General features: G+C 63.3%; 15 protein-coding genes. 7 read left to right on the top strand and 8 right to left on the bottom strand.

What is annotated here, in order from left to right; genetic code table 11:
- Positions 1–43: 43 nt before the first annotated feature.
- Genes D0Y60_RS14165 through D0Y60_RS14155 form a run of 3 tightly spaced genes read left to right on the top strand, consistent with a single transcriptional unit; the run spans position 44 to position 3,019 of the window.
- On the top strand, positions 44–1,198 hold the full coding sequence (locus D0Y60_RS14165) for a Re/Si-specific NAD(P)(+) transhydrogenase subunit alpha (RefSeq protein WP_117370599.1): 1,155 nt from the start codon (positions 44–46) through the stop codon (positions 1,196–1,198).
- Positions 1,198–1,608: an NAD(P) transhydrogenase subunit alpha gene (locus D0Y60_RS14160; RefSeq protein WP_023515780.1), complete on the top strand. Its 411-nt coding sequence runs from the start codon at positions 1,198–1,200 to the stop codon at positions 1,606–1,608. The genes D0Y60_RS14165 and D0Y60_RS14160 overlap by 1 nt, the downstream gene beginning before the upstream one ends.
- A gap of 10 nt (positions 1,609–1,618) precedes the next feature.
- Positions 1,619–3,019 (top strand): NAD(P)(+) transhydrogenase (Re/Si-specific) subunit beta, encoded by a 1,401-nt coding sequence (locus D0Y60_RS14155; protein WP_117370598.1) that lies wholly within the window; start codon positions 1,619–1,621, stop codon positions 3,017–3,019.
- 123 nt (positions 3,020–3,142) lie between these two features.
- Here the strand turns inward: D0Y60_RS14155 and D0Y60_RS14150 are convergent, their stop codons facing one another.
- Entirely contained in the window at positions 3,143–3,973 is an 831-nt protein-coding gene (locus D0Y60_RS14150; protein ID WP_245409187.1) for a tetratricopeptide repeat protein, read from the bottom strand.
- A gap of 279 nt (positions 3,974–4,252) precedes the next feature.
- On the bottom strand, positions 4,253–4,483 hold the full coding sequence (rpsU, locus tag D0Y60_RS14145) for a 30S ribosomal protein S21 (RefSeq protein ID WP_117370596.1): 231 nt from the start codon (positions 4,481–4,483) through the stop codon (positions 4,253–4,255).
- A 438-nt stretch (positions 4,484–4,921) separates the two neighbouring features.
- On the opposite strand from rpsU, the gene D0Y60_RS14140 reads away from it, so the two are divergent.
- The 4 genes from D0Y60_RS14140 to D0Y60_RS14125 all read left to right on the top strand — a co-directional run bounded on the left by D0Y60_RS14140 (position 4,922) and on the right by D0Y60_RS14125 (position 10,118).
- Entirely contained in the window at positions 4,922–6,175 is a 1,254-nt protein-coding gene (locus D0Y60_RS14140; protein WP_117370595.1) for a sarcosine oxidase subunit beta family protein, read from the top strand.
- A gap of 67 nt (positions 6,176–6,242) precedes the next feature.
- On the top strand, positions 6,243–6,587 hold the full coding sequence (locus tag D0Y60_RS14135) for a sarcosine oxidase subunit delta (RefSeq protein ID WP_117370594.1): 345 nt from the start codon (positions 6,243–6,245) through the stop codon (positions 6,585–6,587).
- Positions 6,584–9,577: a sarcosine oxidase subunit alpha gene (locus D0Y60_RS14130; RefSeq protein WP_117370593.1), complete on the top strand. Its 2,994-nt coding sequence runs from the start codon at positions 6,584–6,586 to the stop codon at positions 9,575–9,577. The genes D0Y60_RS14135 and D0Y60_RS14130 overlap by 4 nt, the downstream gene beginning before the upstream one ends.
- Positions 9,570–10,118: a sarcosine oxidase subunit gamma gene (locus D0Y60_RS14125; protein WP_117370592.1), complete on the top strand. Its 549-nt coding sequence runs from the start codon at positions 9,570–9,572 to the stop codon at positions 10,116–10,118. The genes D0Y60_RS14130 and D0Y60_RS14125 overlap by 8 nt, the downstream gene beginning before the upstream one ends.
- Positions 10,119–10,120: 2 nt before the next feature.
- On the opposite strand, the gene D0Y60_RS14120 is transcribed toward D0Y60_RS14125, so the two are convergent.
- The 6 genes from D0Y60_RS14120 to glgC form a co-directional block, all read right to left on the bottom strand.
- Entirely contained in the window at positions 10,121–10,645 is a 525-nt protein-coding gene (locus D0Y60_RS14120; RefSeq protein ID WP_117370591.1) for a GNAT family N-acetyltransferase, read from the bottom strand.
- Complete coding sequence (locus D0Y60_RS14115; protein WP_117370590.1) at positions 10,642–11,130, bottom strand: MaoC family dehydratase; 489 nt, start codon at positions 11,128–11,130, stop codon at positions 10,642–10,644. The genes D0Y60_RS14120 and D0Y60_RS14115 overlap by 4 nt, the downstream gene beginning before the upstream one ends.
- Before the next feature lie 63 nt (positions 11,131–11,193).
- Entirely contained in the window at positions 11,194–13,164 is a 1,971-nt protein-coding gene (gene glgX / locus D0Y60_RS14110) for a glycogen debranching protein GlgX (protein ID WP_117370589.1), read from the bottom strand.
- 1 nt (position 13,165) lies between these two features.
- Positions 13,166–14,797, bottom strand: a complete 1,632-nt coding sequence (locus D0Y60_RS14105) for an alpha-D-glucose phosphate-specific phosphoglucomutase (protein WP_117370588.1) — start codon at positions 14,795–14,797, stop codon at positions 13,166–13,168.
- Positions 14,798–14,806: 9 nt separating this feature from the next.
- Positions 14,807–16,240, bottom strand: a complete 1,434-nt coding sequence (gene glgA, locus D0Y60_RS14100; RefSeq protein WP_117370587.1) for a glycogen synthase GlgA — start codon at positions 16,238–16,240, stop codon at positions 14,807–14,809.
- A gap of 7 nt (positions 16,241–16,247) precedes the next feature.
- On the bottom strand, positions 16,248–17,510 hold the full coding sequence (gene glgC, locus D0Y60_RS14095; RefSeq protein WP_117370586.1) for a glucose-1-phosphate adenylyltransferase: 1,263 nt from the start codon (positions 17,508–17,510) through the stop codon (positions 16,248–16,250).
- Positions 17,511–17,519: the final 9 nt, after the last annotated feature.

The raw sequence follows: 17,519 nt of genomic DNA, 5'->3' as shown, positions 1-17,519 counted from the left end.
GCGCCGTGATCCAACACGGCCAGTCTCGGGGGAGGACCACGGTTTGAGTCAGTGTGTTTTTATAGCACGGGAAAGCGATGCAGCGGAGGGCCGCGTCGCGGGTTCCGTTGAAACAGTCAAGAAAATGAAGAGCTTGGGTCTCGACGTACTCGTCGAGACCGGCGCGGGGCTTCGGTCCCGAATCCTGGATGCGGACTACGAGGCTGCCGGTGCGCGCATCGTGGGGGCGGGCGAGGCGAATGCCGCCGACGTCGTCCTGAAGGTGCGCCGGCCGACGTCGGCGGAGATCTCCACCTACAAGTTCGGCGCCATCGTCATTGCCACGATGGATCCCTACGGCAACGAAGCCGCCATCGCCGAGATAGCCAAGGCCGGTCTCACCACCTTCGCCATGGAATTGATGCCGCGCATCACGCGGGCCCAGTCGATGGACATCCTGTCCTCGCAGGCCAACCTTGCCGGCTATCAGGCCGTCATCGACGCGGCCCATGAATTCGATCGCGCCATGCCGATGATGATGACCGCCGCCGGCACCGTTCCGGCCGCCAAGGTTTTCGTCATGGGGGCAGGCGTCGCCGGCCTTCAGGCCATCGCTACAGCCCGCCGCCTCGGTGCGGCCGTCTCCGCGACGGACGTGCGCCCGGCCGCCAAGGAACAGGTTGCCTCGCTCGGCGCGAAGTTCATCGCCGTCGAGGACGACGAGTTCAAGGCTGCAGAAACCGCCGGCGGCTATGCGAAAGAGATGTCCAAGGAGTATCAGGCGAAGCAGGCGGCCCTCGTGGCTGACCATATCGCCAAGCAGGACATCGTCATCACGACCGCGCTGATCCCCGGCCGCCCGGCCCCGCGTCTCGTGACGCGCCAGATGCTGGCCGCCATGAAGACCGGCTCCGTCGTCGTCGACCTCGCGGTCGAACGCGGCGGCAATATCGAGGGCTCCGAGCCCGGCAAAGTCGTCGAGGTCGAGGGCGTGAGGGTCATCGGCTATCTCAACGTGCCGGGCCGCATCGCGGCCTCCGCATCCGCGCTCTACGCCAAGAACCTCATCACCTTCCTCGAGACCATGGTCGACAAGGAAACGAAATCGGTTTCGGTCAATGTCGAGGATGAACTCGTCAAGGCGACGATGCTGACCAACGGCGGTGCCGTTGTGCATCCGAACTTCGGCGGCTCCGTTCAGCAAGGGGAGGGTAAGTGATGGCGAACGAACTTCTCGACAAGGCAATCACCGATCTCGAACGCGCTGTGGAAGCCGTTCGCGCGGCGTCCGAATATGTACCGGACGCGGCTGCTGCCGCAGCGCATGGCGTTTCCGGCGGGGCCATCGATCCTTTCGTCTTCCGTTTGGCGATCTTCGTGCTGTCGATCTTCGTCGGCTATTATGTCGTCTGGTCGGTGACGCCCGCGCTGCACACGCCGCTGATGGCCGTTACCAACGCGATTTCCTCGGTCATCGTCGTCGGAGCGCTTCTGGCCGTCGGCATCTCGCTTTCGGGTGTTGCGACCGGCTTCGGTTTCGTTGCGCTCATCCTCGCCTCCGTCAACATCTTCGGCGGCTTCCTCGTCACCCAGCGCATGCTGGCGATGTACAAGAAAAAAGAGAAGTGAGGGCGGATTGATGAACGTTAACTTCGCAGCCTTCCTCTACCTCGTTTCCGGGGTGCTCTTCATCATGGCCCTGCGCGGCCTGTCGCATCCGACGACCAGCCGCCGCGGCAACATGCTCGGCATGATCGGCATGGGCATCGCTATCGGCACGACGCTGCTTCTGGCGACGCCGTCCTTCGGTGGTCTCGTGCTGATCGTGCTCGGCCTTGCCATCGGCGGCGGTGCCGGCGCCTATATCGCCCGCTCGATCCCTATGACGTCGATGCCGCAGCTCGTCGCCGGCTTCCACTCGCTCGTCGGCCTTGCCGCCGTGCTGGTTGCCGCTGCCGCGCTCTACTCGCCGGTGTCCTTCGGCATCGGCCAAGTTGGCGAGATTCACGGCCAGGCGCTCGTCGAAATGGCGCTGGGTGCGGCCATCGGCGCGATCACCTTCACCGGCTCGATCATCGCCTTCCTGAAGTTGGACGGACGCATGTCCGGCAAGCCGATCATGCTGCCCTACCGGCATGTCATCAACATCGTGCTGCTTGCGGCAATCGTCTTCTTCATCGTCGGCCTGACGCTGTCGGAGAGCCATTTCGACTTCTGGCTGATCGTCGTGCTGGCGCTGGCGCTCGGTGTGCTCCTGATCGTGCCGATCGGCGGAGCGGACATGCCGGTCGTCGTCTCCATGCTCAACTCCTATTCGGGTTGGGCTGCGGCCGGCATCGGCTTCACGCTCGGCAATCTCGCGCTGATCATCACCGGCGCGCTGGTCGGTTCGTCGGGTGCGATCCTGTCCTACATCATGTGCAAGGGCATGAACCGCTCGTTCATCTCGGTCATCCTCGGCGGCTTCGGCGGCGACAGCGGGGCTGCGGCCGACGATGACGGCGTGCAGCGCACGGTCAAGCAGGGTTCGGCCGATGACGCGGCCTTCCTGATGGCCAATGCTTCCAAGGTCATCATCGTGCCGGGTTACGGCATGGCGGTGGCGCAGGCGCAGCATGCGGTTCGTGAATTGGCCGATGCGCTGAAGAAGAACGGCGTCGAAGTGAAATACGCGATCCATCCGGTTGCCGGCCGCATGCCAGGCCATATGAACGTGCTGCTCGCCGAAGCGAACGTGCCCTATGACGAAGTCTTCGAGCTCGAGGACATCAACTCGGAATTCGCGCAGGCGGATGTGGCTTACGTCATCGGCGCCAACGACGTGACGAACCCGGCCGCGCGCGACGATAAGTCCTCGCCGATTTATGGCATGCCGATCCTCGACGTCGACAAGGCGAAGACCTGCCTCTTCGTCAAGCGCTCGCTCGGCTCCGGCTATGCCGGTATCGACAATACGCTGTTCTACAAGGACGGCACGATGATGCTGCTCGGCGATGCCAAGAAGATGACGGACGATATCGTCAAGGCCATGAACCACTAACACGCATACCCGGCGCCTAAGCATTGCTTCCGCGCCGGGTTAGAGCAACGAACGAAATGCTCCGAAATGAAAAAACCCGCGAGACGATCGCGGGCTTTTTTGTTTCTTCCATCGGGCTTGATATCAGCTTGGCTGGGCGCCGCCTTTCGAGCGGGCGAGGCCAGCCTTGGCCGGTGAATAGTTCGGGTCGAGGCGCAGCGCCTGCGCATAGGACTTCGACGCCTTGCTCATCTCGCCGCGGCGCTCATAGATCAGCGCCTGGTTCGCCCAGGATTCCGCCAGCTTGCCGTCGAGATTGATGGCGGTGTTGAAATCCTGGAACGCGTTGTCGTCGTCGCCCTTGGCGGCGTAGGAAATGCCGCGGCCGTTATAGGGTTCGGCCGAGTTCGGCGAGAGCGAGATGGCCTTCGAGAAGTCCTCGATCGCCTTGTCGTGCTGGCGGCGTGCCTGGAAGATCAGGCCGCGATTGTGGTAGGCGCGCGGATCGGTCGTGTCGAGTTCGATCGCCTTGTTGAAGTCGCGGAAGGCTTCGTCGAGACGGCCGGCCTGGCGATAGAGATTGCCTCGTCCGATATAGGCGACGTCATAGCTCGGGTTGAGCTGCAGCGCGGTGTTGTAGTCCGCCGCCGCCTGCGCCTGATCGCCCATGTTGCGCTCGACGAGCGCGCGGTTGGCATAGGCCTGGTAGAAACGCGGCTTCAGTTCGATGGCGCGGTTGAAGTCGTCGAGCGCGCGGCGGTGCTCGCCGGCGCGGCCATAGGCCGATCCGCGCACGTTATAGGCTTCCGGATCCTGTGGATTGGCGGAGATAACGGCCGAGAGCGAGGCGATGTTTTCCTGCGAGCCCTGGGCGCGTTCTACCTTCAGCACATCCGTCGAGGTCGTCGACTGGCAGCCGGCCAGAAGGAGCGCAAGCGACGTGGCGGCCACGGCGGCCATCAGGGGGCGGCGCATGCGGGCAGCCGAGGAGGGGAGACGATCGATCGGGAACCCGGTAGATGCAGCCATGTCCAAGTGCGAATCCTCAAAATGGGCGTCTTCGACGCTTCATGCGTGAAGACATACGCTACGGCCTTGAAGGCAATTCCGGCAAGAGTGCGTAGCGGTTTAGCCCGGAATTGCACGGTAAGTCTTTCACAACAGTGAAAACCTTCCGTTCACATCAAAAAAGGCGGCGGCGAAATATTCGCCCCCGCCCGGTCTTTCATCCGAAAACGTCGAAAAGACGACCGATTAACGGGCGCCCGGACGAGCGGAGACGCCGCCAGCTTCACGCTGGGCGCGCTTGCGGGCCAGCTTGCGAACGCGACGAACGGCTTCAGCCTTTTCACGTGCACGCTTCTCAGACGGCTTTTCGAAATAGTCGCGCATCTTCATTTCACGGAAGATGCCTTCGCGCTGCATCTTCTTCTTGAGAGCGCGGAGAGCCTGATCAACGTTGTTATCGCGGACAAGTACCTGCACGAGAATCCCGTTCCTTTGGTTTTGTTAGCCCCGCGAACCCTTGTCGCCAGGCAAATAGACTACGTTCGCGCAGCCTGCAGGCTGGCAATTGGGGCGTCCGATACCAGATGATGACGGGGAAGTCCAGCCCGAAGCCCCCCTCCGTTAAGGATATTTGCGTCAAAGGCCCGCAAATCGGGTGGATGGCGGGGCGTGCGAGTGTGCCTCTGGGCATTTGCGCCGTAGCAATGTCAGCGGAAGCCGGTACCCAATCAGGCTTTCCTTTAAGTGTGCCGGCACTTTGATGGTCAACTGCAAACACGCGACACCGGTCATGTCGCATGTGGTACAAGGTGCGCCTGAATGCGTCGCAAAGGATACGGCGTCCGGCGTCAGGATTTGCTTTCTATCGAGGCAGGAAACAGTCGGCTGCGGCCGGCGAGCGTTTGAGGATACGGGATGCGCAAATATTCGGTTTTCGCCGTGGCCCGCGAGGCGATGCGTGGCCACAAGGGGTGGGAGGCGCAATGGACCTCGCCCGAGCCGCGCAAGGAATACGACGTGATCATCGTCGGCGGCGGCGGCCATGGTCTGGGCGCGGCCTATTACCTCGCCAAGGAGCACGGCATCACCAATATCGCCGTGATCGAGAAGGGCTGGCTCGGCGGCGGCAATACCGGCCGCAACACGACCATCATCCGCTCGAACTATCTCTATGACGAGAGCATGGATATCTACGAGCATTCCCTGAAGCTGTGGGAAGGCTTGAGCCAGGATCTCAACTACAACGTCATGTACTCGCCGCGCGGCGTGATGATGCTGTCGCACAATGTGCATGACAAGCAGTCCTTCCAGCGGCACGTCCATGCCAACCGTCTCTACGGCATCGACAACGAATGGCTGACGCCGCAGCAGGCGAAAGAGTTCGTGCCGGTCCTCGATATCTCGGCCTCGGCCCGCTATCCGATCAATGGCGCGGCCCTGCAGCGCCGCGGCGGCACCGCACGCCACGATGCCGTCGCCTGGGGTTATGCCCGTGCGGCCTCCGACCGCGGCGTGCACGTCATCCAGAACTGCGAAGTGAAGGGCATCCGTCGCGGTCCCGATGGTGCGGTCACGGGTGTCGAGACCTCCAAGGGCTTTATCGGCGCCAAGAAGGTTGCCGTGTCGGCCTCCGGCCACAACTCGGTCATTCTTTCCATGGCCGACGTGAAGCTGCCGCTGCATTCCGTTCCGCTTCAGGCGCTCGTCTCCGAGCCGATGAAGCCGATCTTCCCCTGCGTGGTCATGTCCAACTCAGTACATGCCTATATCTCGCAGTCGGACAAGGGCGAGCTCGTCATCGGCGCCGGCACGGACCAATACAATTCCTACTCCCAGACCGGTGGCCTGCAGATCATCACGCATACGCTCGACGCCATTTGCGAACTCTTCCCGATGTTCCGCCGAGTCAAGATGATGCGCCAGTGGGGCGGCATCACCGACAACACCCCGGATCGCTCGGCGATCCAGGGTGTGACGCCGGTCAAGAACCTTTTCGTCAACTGCGGCTGGGGCACCGGCGGCTTCAAGGCGACACCGGGTTCGGCCCATCTCTTCGCGTATCTCATCGCCAAGGGTGAGCCGCACCGGCTGGCCGCCGGCCTGACGCTGGACCGCTTCCGCACCGGCCGTCTCATCGACGAGGCCGCCGCCGCGGCCGTGGCTCACTGAGTTCCCATTTTTCACCCCGCGCGTCCGGCGGCCGAAGGGCCGGCCGGCGCGGGACAGGAGAAACCCGATGCTTCTCATCTACTGCCCCTATTGCGAGGAAGAGCGCTCCGAGCTCGAATTCCGCCATGGCGGCGACGCCCATATCGCACGGCCGACCAATATGGCCGATATTTCCGACGAGGAGTTCCAGGAATTCTTCTTCCTGCGCGACAACCCGAAGGGACTGATCTTCGAACGCTGGCGCCACATCCATGGTTGCGGCCGCTTCTTCAATGCGGCGCGCGATACAGTGAGCGACAAGTTCTACATGAGCTACAAGGCCGGTGAGCCGAAGCCGGACATTCCCGGCGTGACCACCGCCACCGAGAAAACCGTCGAAACCTATGAAGCCACGGAAGGAACCGCGAAATGAGCGGTGCTAATCGTATTGCCGGTCAGGGCCGCCTGACGCCCGCCAAGACGGCGCGTTTCACCTTCGACGGAAAGACCATCGACGCGCTGGTGGGCGACACCGTCGCTTCCGCTCTGCTCGCCAACGGCGTGCATCTCGTTGGCCGCTCCTTCAAGTATCACCGCCCGCGCGGCATTCTTTCTGCCGGTCCGGAAGAGCCGAACGCGCTGATCGACGTGTCCCGCGACGCCGCCCGCCGCCAGCCGAACGTGCGTGCGCCGGTGCAGGAAGTGTTCGATGGCATGAAGGTGGAATCGCAGAACCGCTTCCCCTCGCTTGCCTTCGATATCGGTGGCATCAACAACCTGCTGTCGCCGTTCTTCGCCGCGGGCTTCTACTACAAGACCTTCATGTGGCCGAAGGCCGCCTGGGAGAAGGTCTACGAGCCTTTCATCCGCAAGGCTGCCGGCCTCGGTGTTTCGCCGACGGAAGAGGATCCGGACCACTACGCCAACCGCTACGCCCATTGCGACGTGCTGGTTGCCGGTGCCGGCGTTGCCGGTCTTTCGGCAGCCCTTGCCGCCGCTGAAGCCGGGGCCCGCGTCATCCTTGTCGATGAACAGCCGGAAGTCGGCGGAGCGCTGCACTTCGACACCTCCGTCAAGATCGACGGTCAGAGCGGCTATGACTGGGCGCAGGCGACGGCCGCGAAGCTGAAGGCGATGGAGAACGTCACCGTTCTCACCCGCACGACGGCTTTCGGCTACTACAACCACAATTTCGTCGGCCTCGTCGAACGCGTCACCGATCATCTCCCCAAGCCGGACAAGAAGCTGCCGCGCGAGCGTCTGTGGCAGGTTCGCGCCAAGCGCGTCATTCTCGCGACGGGTTCGATCGAACGCCACATGGTGTTCGCTAACAACGACCGCCCTGGAATCATGCTTGCCTCGGCCGCGCGCACCTATCTCAACCATTTCGGCGTCGCCGTCGGCCGCAAAGTCGGCGTCTATACGGCGAACGATTCGGCCTATGAGGCGGCCTTCGACCTGAAGCGTGCCGGCGTCACCATCGCCGCCATCGTCGATAACAGAGACAAGCCCGGCGATGCCGTGCTGACGGAAGCCCGCAGGCTCGGCATCGAGGTTCTGACCGGTCACTCGGTCATCGACACCAAGGGTAAGCTGCGCGTCTCCTCCATGTCGGTCGCGCGCAATGGCGGCGGTTCGGCGCGCTCGATCGCGATCGATGCGCTGCTGATGTCGGCCGGCTGGACGCCCTCCGTCCACCTCTTCTCGCAATCGCGCGGCAAGGTGGCCTATGACGCCGCTACCGGTCGCTTCCTGCCGGGCACCTATGCGCAGGATTGCCTCTCCGTCGGTTCGTGCAACGGCACCGACGGCCTGCAAGCCACCATCGAGGAATCGCTGGCGGCCGGCGAGCTGATGGCCCGCGCCACCGGCAATGAGGGCGGCAACAAGCTCGAACTGTCAGGCGAAAACGCCTTCGAATGGACCGGCGGTATGGCCGGTGCGGCGGAAGGGGCCGGCATCGACACGACGGTCAAGGCCTTCGTCGACTTCCAGAACGACGTGTGCGCCAAGGACATCCGCCTCGCCGTGCGCGAAGGCATGCACTCGATCGAACATATCAAGCGCTTCACCACCAATGGCATGGCGACGGACCAGGGCAAGCTGTCCAACATCCACGGCCTTGCCATCGCGTCCGAAGTGCTCAACCGAGAAATCCCGAAGATCGGCCTCACCACCTTCCGTGCGCCCTATACGCCGGTGACCTTCGGTGCGCTGATCAGCCACTCGCGTGGCGACCTGTTCGATCCGGCCCGTAAGACGCCTATGCATGCCTGGGAAGAGGCGCATGGCGCCGTCTTCGAAGACGTCGGCAACTGGAAGCGCGCCTGGTATTATCCGCGTTCGGGCGAGACGATGCACGATGCGGTCAACCGCGAATGCCGCACGGTGCGTAACGCCGCCGGCCTGTTCGATGCCTCGACGCTCGGCAAGATCGAAGTCGTCGGCCCCGATGCCGCCGAATTCCTGAACCTGATGTACACCAATGCCTGGGATACGTTGAAGCCCGGCCGCTGCCGCTACGGCATCATGCTGCGCGAGGATGGCTTCGTCTATGACGACGGCGTCGTCGGTCGTCTGGCCGAAGATCGTTTTCATGTCACCACAACGACGGGCGGTGCGCCGCGCGTCATGAACCACATGGAAGACTATCTCCAGACGGAGTTCCCGCATCTCAAGGTCTGGCTGACCTCGACCACCGAACAGTGGGCGGTCATCGCCGTGCAGGGCCCGAAGGCGCGCGAAATACTCGAGCCGCTCGTCGAAGGCATCGACATCTCGAACGAAGCCTTCCCGCATATGAGCGTTCGCGAAGGCAAAATCTGCGGCGTGCCCACCAGGCTCTTCCGCATGTCCTTCACCGGTGAAGCAGGTTACGAAGTCAACGTTCCTGCCGATTATGGCCAGGCGATCTGGGAAGCCATCTGGGCCCGCGCCGAACCGCTCGGCGCCTGCGCCTACGGCACCGAGACCATGCACGTGCTGCGCGCCGAAAAGGGCTATATCATTGTCGGCCAGGATACGGACGGCACGGTGACCCCTTATGACGCGAGCCTCGGCTGGGCCGTCTCCAAGAAGAAGACGGACTTCGTCGGCATCCGCGGCCTCAAGCGCCCCGACCTTGTCAAGGAAGGCCGCAAGCAGCTCGTCGGCCTGCTGACGAAGGATCCGAACGTGGTTTTGGAAGAGGGGGCGCAGATCGTCGCCGATCCGAACGAGCCGAAGCCCATGAAGATGCTCGGTCACGTGACCTCGTCCTACTGGTCGGAAAACTGCGGCCGGTCGATCGCCATGGCGCTCGTCGCCGGTGGCCAGGCCCGTCTTGGCCAGACGCTCTATGTGCCGATGCCCGACCGCACGATCGCGGTCGAGGTCAGCGAAATGGTCTTTGTCGACAAGGAAGGAGGCCGCCTCAATGGCTGATCAAGCTCTTCGCAAGGCGCCGCTCGCCGGTCGCCATGGTGGTTCTTCCGGTGCGCGCGTCACGCCCGCCGACCCAGCAACGCGCCTTGCGCTGCGCGCCGGCCCCGACGCTATCGGCACGTTGTCGCTGGCCTTCGGCCTCGAACTGCCGCAGCGGCCGAAAACCTCGGCCTCCGTCAGCGGCCGTCATGCGCTCTGGCTCGGCCCGGACGAATGGTTGCTGATCGACGAGAACGGCGCCGACCTGATGGGCATCGCCTCGGGCGTCTCGGCGCTGCATTCGGCGACCGACGTCTCCCATCGCAACACCGCGATCCTCGTCTCCGGCCCTGACGCGGCTGCTGCCATTGCCGCGGCCTGCCCACTCGATCTTGGTAAGTCGGTTTTCCCGGTCGGTGCCGCGGCCCGCACCGTTCTCGGCAAGATCGAGATCGTGCTGCTGCGCACGGGCGAAGAGGATTACCGCGTTGAATGCTGGCGTTCGTTCTCGTCCTATGCCTTCGGCATGCTGGTCGAGGGCGCAGAAGACGCCGGCCTCTGAACTCAGAGAAAACGGTAGAAAAACAGGGCTGTCTCCCGCGTGCCGGGGGACAGCCCTTCGTATAGGTACCGATCATAGCCGCCGAGCGTGAAACCCTGGCGCAGATAGAAGCGGCAGGCGGCGACATTGTTCGTCTGCGTTTCCAGCCGAATGCCGGGCAGGGCTTTTCCGCCCGTCCACTGGACGGCTTGCTGCATCAGCCGTTGCGCCGCGCCGGTACCGCGCCATTCGGCATCCACGGCGATATCGTCGATGACGGCGAAACCATTCCAGCCAACCGACAGCGCCAGATAGCCGACGGGTGTTTCATCGCCGAGAATGACGAACAGCGCCTTGTCCTCGGCGGGCAGTATTTCCGCCAGTTCCGCCGGATCAAAGCCGTAGCTCTTGGGGTAGGGTTCGACCGGTCCCGCATGTGCCAGCCAGTCGCCCTCGAAGGGCGGTATGGCCTCGCGCGTTACGAGGAAAGAGAAGTCGCAGGCCGCGAGGACCGGCAGGTCCTCGGCCAAAGCAGGGCGGACCTTCACACGTCCTCCGGCCGATCCTTCGGGTCGAACTGGATGATGGTGATCCAGTCGGCTGTCAGCGCCGGCTTGGTCTCGTCCTCGATCTCGACGGATACGTCATAGCGGATCGTCACCATGCCGGCGCCGCGGAAGCGGGCTTCGGCGAGCACGAAACGGCCGCGCACCCGCGCACCGCTCTTGACCGGCGCCATGAAGCGCACCTTCTCGAAGCCGTAATTGATGCCCATCGTCTGTTCGATGATGCGCGGCACGCAATCGTAATTCATCGCCGACAGCAGCGAGAGCGTCAGGAAACCATGGGCGATCGTTCCGCCGAACGGGGTTTCGGCAGCGGCGCGCACCGGATCGGTATGAATGAACTGATGGTCTTCCGTCGCCACGGCGAATCGGTCGATCATGGTCTGGTCGACGGTAAACCAGCGCGACAGGCCGATTTCCGTGCCGACAAGGGCGGTGATGTCCTTCAGATGAATGCTGTCTGGCATATGCTTTCCTGCCGCTCGATTCGGCGCCTCTTCTAAAGAGCCGGTTTGTCCGGGCAATGAAGTTCAGTGCTTTTCGACAAAAATTTCGACGCTGCGAGGGTGAAGCAGTCCGACGGGCGGTTGGTTGACGGAGATGAGGCTCACCCAGCCGTGTCCTTCGGACGGCGGCAGAGCCAGCGCCTGCTCACCGTGCGTACGGTTGATGGCGATTGCGAGGCGGACGCTCTGTTGCTGTTGAAGATCCGCTGTCCTGAAAAGTGCCAGCAGCGTGCCGTTGAACGGTGCTTCCCAGTCGGCGATGCTCATCGGATGACCGGCAAGCGTCAGCCACTCCACATCGCCGTCGCGCAGGAAGGCGGTTTCGGAGAGGGCGGGAAACCGCTTGCGGATCGCCGAGAGCATGGCTGTGTGTTCGATCAGGCCGTCATCCAGCCGGTCCCAATGCATCCAGGTGATCGCATTGTCCTGGCAATAGGCATTGTTGTTGCCGCCTTGGCTGCGGCCGCCCTCGTCGCCGGCGGTCAGCATGATGGTGCCGCGCGAGAGGAACAGGCTGGAGATGAGGGCCTTCACATCGGCTCGGCGGGCGGAAAGCACGGCGCCATCGGTAGTGGCGCCCTCCGCGCCATTGTTCCAGGAATGGTTCTCGTTGTGGCCGTCCCGGTTGTCCTCGCCGTTCGCGCCATTGTGCTTCACGGTATGGGAGACGAGGTCCATCAGGGTGAAGCCGTCATGGGCGGCAAGGAAGTTGACGCTGCGTGTCTCCTCCCCGCCGTGCCTCGAGAAGATATCCGAGGAACCAGCGAAGGCGGTGACGAAGGCGCCGAGACGATGGCTGTCACCGCGCCAGAAGGTTCTGGTGTCGTCGCGGTAGCGGTCGTTCCATTCGAGGAAGGGCGCCGGGAAATTGCCAAGCTGGTAGCCACCGGGGCCGATATCCCAGGGTTCGGCGATCAGCACGCGATCCTTCAGCAGGGGATCGGCGCAGATTTCGGAGAGTAAGGCCGAGCGGGCGGAAAAGCCGTCCGCCTCGCGGCCGAGAATGGTGGCAAGGTCGAAGCGGAAACCGTCGACGCCGGCGTGGCGCACGAAATGGCGCAGGCTGTCGAGCACGAGCTGGCGCACGGCTGGGTGTTCGCCGGCAATGGTGTTGCCGCAACCAGTGTCGTTGATCAGCTCGCCGGGGCGGTCCGCCACGTGGCGGTAATAGGTGAGGTTGTCGAGGCCGCGCATGGAGAGTGTCGCGCCATGGCGGTCGCTTTCGCCGGAATGGTTGAAGACAAGATCGAGGATCACGCCGATGTTTTCGGTACGCAAGGCCGCGACCGTGTCGGCCAGCTCCTTCATGCCGCCGGGCACAAGGCGCGGGTCGAGCGCCATCAGGGCGATTGGATTGTAGCCCCAGCTGTTGGAGAGACCGAGCGGCGGCAGGTGGCGCTCGTCGATCCAAGCGGTGATCGGCATCAGTTCGACGGCATCGACGCCGAGCCGTTTCAAATGGGTGAGCACGGCGGGATGCGCGAGCGCCGCGACGGTGCCGCGCATCGCCTCGGGCACCTCAGGATGCAGCATGGTGAAGCTGCGCACGGCGACCTCGTAAACGAAGCCGCCGGGGCGGAAGATCGGCGGCTCTATCGCGACCGGCCGGTCCCTGACGACGACGGCCTTCGGCACGATATCCGCCGTGTCGATGCTGAAGACGGCGAGGCGGCCATCGTGCCGGAAGGCACGGTCCAGTTGCTTGGCATAGGGATCGACCAGCAGCTTTGCCGGATCGAACCACAGGCCGTGGTCCGGTGAATAGATGCCGTCGGCTCGGAAGCCGTAGCGCGTGCCCTCCGTGGCGCCTTCCACGAAGACCCGGTGGAAGCCGCTTTCGTCCCGCCCCATGGCGAGGCGGGCAAGTTCCTTGTCGCCTTCATTGTCGAACAGGCAGAGTTCGACGCGGGCGGCATCGCGGGAATAGACCGCGAACTCCACCCCGTCCCCGGAGAGCGTGGCGCCCGGCGCGAAGGAGGGGACGGTTATGGTCATGTCAGGTGATCACCGTCGGCTCGTTGCGGCCTGTCCGTGTCTTGATGCCGGCGATCTCGTCGGCGACGGCGATGAGGTCGGCCAGCGCCTCCTGTGTGTCGATATCGTGGCGGGCGGCATCGGGCTCGAAGCGCTCGATATAGACACGCAGGGTGGCGCCCGACGTGCCGGTGCCGGAGAGGCGGAAGACGACGCGGGAGCCGCCGACGAAGAGGATGCGGATGCCCTGATTCTTGCTGACGGACTGATCGACCGGGTCGTTATAGGCGAAATCGTCAGCTGTCTCGACGGTGAGCGCGCCGAAAGTCTTGCCGGGCAGCGTGGCAAGCTGATCGCGCAGGTTCGCCATCAGGCCGTTGGCCGCCTCGGTATCGACCTCTTCATAGTCGTGGCGGGAATAGTAGTTGCGGCCATAGGTCGCCCAGTGCTGTTCGACGATGGCGAGCGTGCTTTCCTTGCGCACGGCGAGAATGTTCAGCCAGAGCAGCACGGCCCACAGACCGTCCTTCTCGCGCACATGGTTGGAGCCAGTGCCGGCGCTTTCCTCGCCGCAGATCGTGGCGAGGCCGGCATCCAGAAGGTTGCCGAAGAACTTCCAGCCGGTCGGCGTCTCATAGATGCCGATGCCGAGCTTCTCCGCGACACGGTCTGCGGCACCCGAGGTCGGCATGGAGCGCGCGATGCCGGCAAGGCCCTTCGCGTAGCCGGGGGCAAGATGGGCGTTGGCCGCAAGTATCGCCAGGCTGTCGGAGGGCGTGACGAAGATGCCCTTGCCGATGATCAGGTTGCGGTCGCCGTCGCCGTCGGAGGCGGCGCCGAAGTCCGGCGCGTCGTCTGCCATCATCGTCTCGTAGAGAGCGCGGGCATGAACGAGGTTCGGGTCGGGATGGTGGCCGCCGAAATCCGGCAGCGGCATGAAGTTCAGCACCGAGCCCTTGGCCGCGCCGAGGCGGTTCTCCAGGATTTCCTTGGCATAGGGGCCGGTGACGGCGCTCATCGCGTCGAACACGATGCGGAAGCCGCTAGCCAGATGCTGGCGGATCGCGTCGAAGTCGAACAGGCTTTCCATCAGTTCGGCATAGTCGGCAACGGGATCGATGACGGAGACCGTCATGCCCTCGATTTCATGGCTGCCTTCCAGGTCGAGATTGATATCGGCGACATCGGCGATCCTGTAGCTGTCGATGGTCTTGGTGCGGGCGAAGATGGCGTCGGTGATCTTTTCCGGCGCGGGACCGCCATTGCCGATATTGTATTTGATGCCGAAGTCTTCGGTCGGGCCGCCGGGATTGTGGCTGGCCGACAGCACGATGCCGCCGAAGGCATTGTATTTGCGAATGACGTTGGAAGCTGCGGGTGTCGAAAGAATGCCGCCGCGGCCGACCAGAACGCGGCCGAAACCATTGGCGGCCGCCATCTTGATGGCGAGCTGAATGACCTCGCGATTGTAGAACCGGCCGTCGCCGCCGATCACCAGCGTCTGGCCGGCAAAGCCTTCCAGGCTATCGAAGATCGACTGGATGAAGTTCTCCGCATAGTTCTTCTGTTGGAAGACGGGGACCTTCTTGCGCAGGCCCGACGTGCCGGGCTTTTGGTCGCCGTAGGGTGTGGTGGAGAAGGACTTGATGGTCATGGCTTACACTCACGAAAGAAGGCTGGAATAGAGGTCCGCATAGCGCGCGGCGCTGTTTTCCCAGGAAACGTCCGATTTCATGCCCTGGTTCTGGATACGACCCCAGATTTTCGGTTCGTTATAGGCTTTGAACACCCGGCGCAGCGCCTGGCGAAGCCCGTCGGCATTGATCGGCGTGAACTGAAAACCTGTCGCGACGCGGGCGGATAGCGCCGCCTCGTTGGCGTCGATGACCGTATCGGCGAGGCCCCCGGTGCGGGCGACGACGGGTATACAGCCGTAGCGCAGGCCATAGAGCTGGGTGAGGCCGCAGGGCTCGAAGCGCGAGGGGATGAGGATGGCGTCGCTTCCGGCCTGCATAAGGTGCGACAGTGGTTCGTTATAGCCGATGACGATGCCGATGCGACCGCGATGACGCGAGGCGGCTGCCAGCAGTGCGCCCTCCAGCGCTTGGTCGCCGGAGCCGAGCACGGCAAGCTTGCCGCCCTGCTCGACGATCCAGTCGGCGACTTCGGCGATCAGATCGATGCCCTTCTGCCACGTCAGCCGGCTGATGATGCAGAAGATCGGGCCGGTGTCATTCTCCAGGCTGAATCGCTCGGCAACGGCCTGCCGGTTGACGGAGCGCTGCTTCAGCGAGCCGGCGGCATAGGGACGGGCGATATTGGCGTCGGTCTCGGGGTTCCACACGGCGGTGTCGATGCCGTTGACGATGCCGACGAGATCGTTGGATCGTGCATTGATCAGGCCCTCAAGGCCCATGCCGTATTCCGCCGTCATGATCTCGTGCGCATAGGTCGGGCTGACCGTGGTGATCGACCAGGCGGTGCGAAGCCCGCCCTTGAGATAGCCGACATCGCCGTAATATTCGAGCCCGTCCATGGTGAAGGCCTCGGGCGGCAGGGCGAGCTCCGCGAAGATATCGGCGCCGAACTGGCCCTGAAAAGCGAGGTTGTGCACGGTGATGACGGTGGGAATGTGCTGCAGCCCGGTATAGCGCATGTAGACGGCGGTCATTGCCGCCTGCCAGTCATGCGCATGCACGATGTCCGGTCGCCAGTCGGGCAATAGACCACGAGCGATTTCGGCGCCTGCGAAGGACAGCGCCGCGAAGCGCCGCCAGTTATCGGTAAAATCCTTGCCCATGGCATCCACATAGGGACCGCCCGGCCGGTCGTAATAGGCCGGCGCGTCGAGCACAAGGATATCGAGGCCCTCATGGGTGGCGGCGAGAATGCGCGCGGTTTCGCCGAGCAGATCGTCGAAACCGGCGACCACCTCGACCTTGCCGAGCCGCTGCATGACCGCGGGATAACCGGGCATCAGCGTGCGCATGTGCATGCCATGCCCGGCAAGCGCGATCGGCAGCGCGCCGGCGACGTCGGCGAGGCCTCCCGTCTTGATGAGCGGGAATACTTCGGATGCCACCGAAAGGATGTTCATGACGCGGCTAGAGCTCCAGCTTGTCGATCATCGGTTGGGTGATGAGGCAGATGCCATTCTCCGAGCGGCGGAAGCGGCGGGCATCGAGCTCCGGATCCTCACCCACGACAAGGCCTTCAGGAATGACGACGCGGCTGTCGATCACGACGTTCTTGAGATTGGCATGGCGGCCGATCATAACGTTCGGCAAGACAACGGCCCCTTCCAGGCGGGAATAGGAATTCGCCCTGACCCCGGTGAACAACATGCTGCGGTTCAGCGAGGCGCCGGAGATGATGCAATCGCCTGAGACAAGCGAGGAGATCGCCGAGCCGCGGCGGTTCTCGTCGTCATGCACGAACTTGGCCGGCGGCTTGATTTCGGCAAACGTCCAGATCGGCCAGGAGCTGTCGTAGATATCGAGTTCAGGGGTAATGTGGGTCAGGTCGATATTGGCCTGCCAGTAGGCGTCGATCGTGCCGACGTCGCGCCAGTATGCTTCGCGCTCGAAATTCGAGCGGACGCAGGATGCATTGAATCGGTGGGCGACGGCTTTGCCGTTCTGCACGATATAGGGAATGATGTCCTTGCCGAAGTCGCGGCTGGAGGTCGGGTCGGCGGCGTCGCGGCGCAGCAGGTCCATCAGGAACTTGGTGTGGAAGACATAGATGCCCATGGAGGCAAGCGCGAAGTCGGGATTGCCGGGAATGCCGGGCGGGTCGGCCGGCTTTTCTACGAAGGCGATGATCTGGTCCTTGTCATCGACATGCATGACGCCGAAACCCGTGGCTTCCATGCGCGGCACTTCCAGGCAGCCGATCGTCACCTGCGCGCCGGAATCGACGTGTTGCTGGAGCATCAGCTCATAGTCCATCTTATAGATGTGGTCGCCGGCGAGGATGACCATGTATTCGACGCCGTAATCCTCGATGATATCGATGTTCTGATAGACGGCGTCGGCGGTGCCCTCATACCACTGCGTCTCGGAGACGCGCTGTGAGGCCGGCAGGATATCGAAGCTTTCGTTACGCTCCGGGCGGAAGAAGTTCCAGCCGCGCTGCATGTGGCGGATCAGCGAATGCGCCTTGTACTGGGTGGCGACACCGATGCGACGGATACCGGAATTCAGCGCGTTGGAGAGCGCGAAATCAATGATGCGGGCTTTGCCGCCGAAATGCACTGCCGGCTTGGCGCGGCGGTCAGTCAGTTCCTTGAGGCGGCTTCCCCGTCCGCCGGCCAGGACATAGGCCATCGCGTCACGGGCGAGGGGTTGAATACGCTTTTGCTCCATAGGTCGCCT

Source organism: Shinella sp. WSJ-2 (genome assembly GCF_003432075.1).
Classification (GTDB): domain Bacteria; phylum Pseudomonadota; class Alphaproteobacteria; order Rhizobiales; family Rhizobiaceae; genus Shinella.
This window is presented reverse-complemented; position numbering and strand designations above follow the sequence as displayed.

Bases quoted from the DNA above. Each gene is read 5' to 3' on its own strand.
- D0Y60_RS14160 (WP_023515780.1), top strand. From the start codon at position 1,198: ATGGCGAACGAACTTCTCGACAAGGCAATCACCGATCTCGAACGCGCT.
- D0Y60_RS14155 (WP_117370598.1), top strand. From the start codon at position 1,619: ATGAACGTTAACTTCGCAGCCTTCCTCTACCTCGTTTCCGGGGTGCTC.
- D0Y60_RS14150 (WP_245409187.1), bottom strand. From the start codon at position 3,973: ATGCGCCGCCCCCTGATGGCCGCCGTGGCCGCCACGTCGCTTGCGCTC.
- D0Y60_RS14140 (WP_117370595.1), top strand. From the start codon at position 4,922: ATGCGCAAATATTCGGTTTTCGCCGTGGCCCGCGAGGCGATGCGTGGC.
- D0Y60_RS14135 (WP_117370594.1), top strand. From the start codon at position 6,243: ATGCTTCTCATCTACTGCCCCTATTGCGAGGAAGAGCGCTCCGAGCTC.
- D0Y60_RS14130 (WP_117370593.1), top strand. From the start codon at position 6,584: ATGAGCGGTGCTAATCGTATTGCCGGTCAGGGCCGCCTGACGCCCGCC.
- D0Y60_RS14125 (WP_117370592.1), top strand. From the start codon at position 9,570: ATGGCTGATCAAGCTCTTCGCAAGGCGCCGCTCGCCGGTCGCCATGGT.
- D0Y60_RS14115 (WP_117370590.1), bottom strand. From the start codon at position 11,130: ATGCCAGACAGCATTCATCTGAAGGACATCACCGCCCTTGTCGGCACG.
- glgX (WP_117370589.1), bottom strand. From the start codon at position 13,164: ATGACCATAACCGTCCCCTCCTTCGCGCCGGGCGCCACGCTCTCCGGG.
- D0Y60_RS14105 (WP_117370588.1), bottom strand. From the start codon at position 14,797: ATGACCATCAAGTCCTTCTCCACCACACCCTACGGCGACCAAAAGCCC.
- glgA (WP_117370587.1), bottom strand. From the start codon at position 16,240: ATGAACATCCTTTCGGTGGCATCCGAAGTATTCCCGCTCATCAAGACG.
- glgC (WP_117370586.1), bottom strand. From the start codon at position 17,510: ATGGAGCAAAAGCGTATTCAACCCCTCGCCCGTGACGCGATGGCCTAT.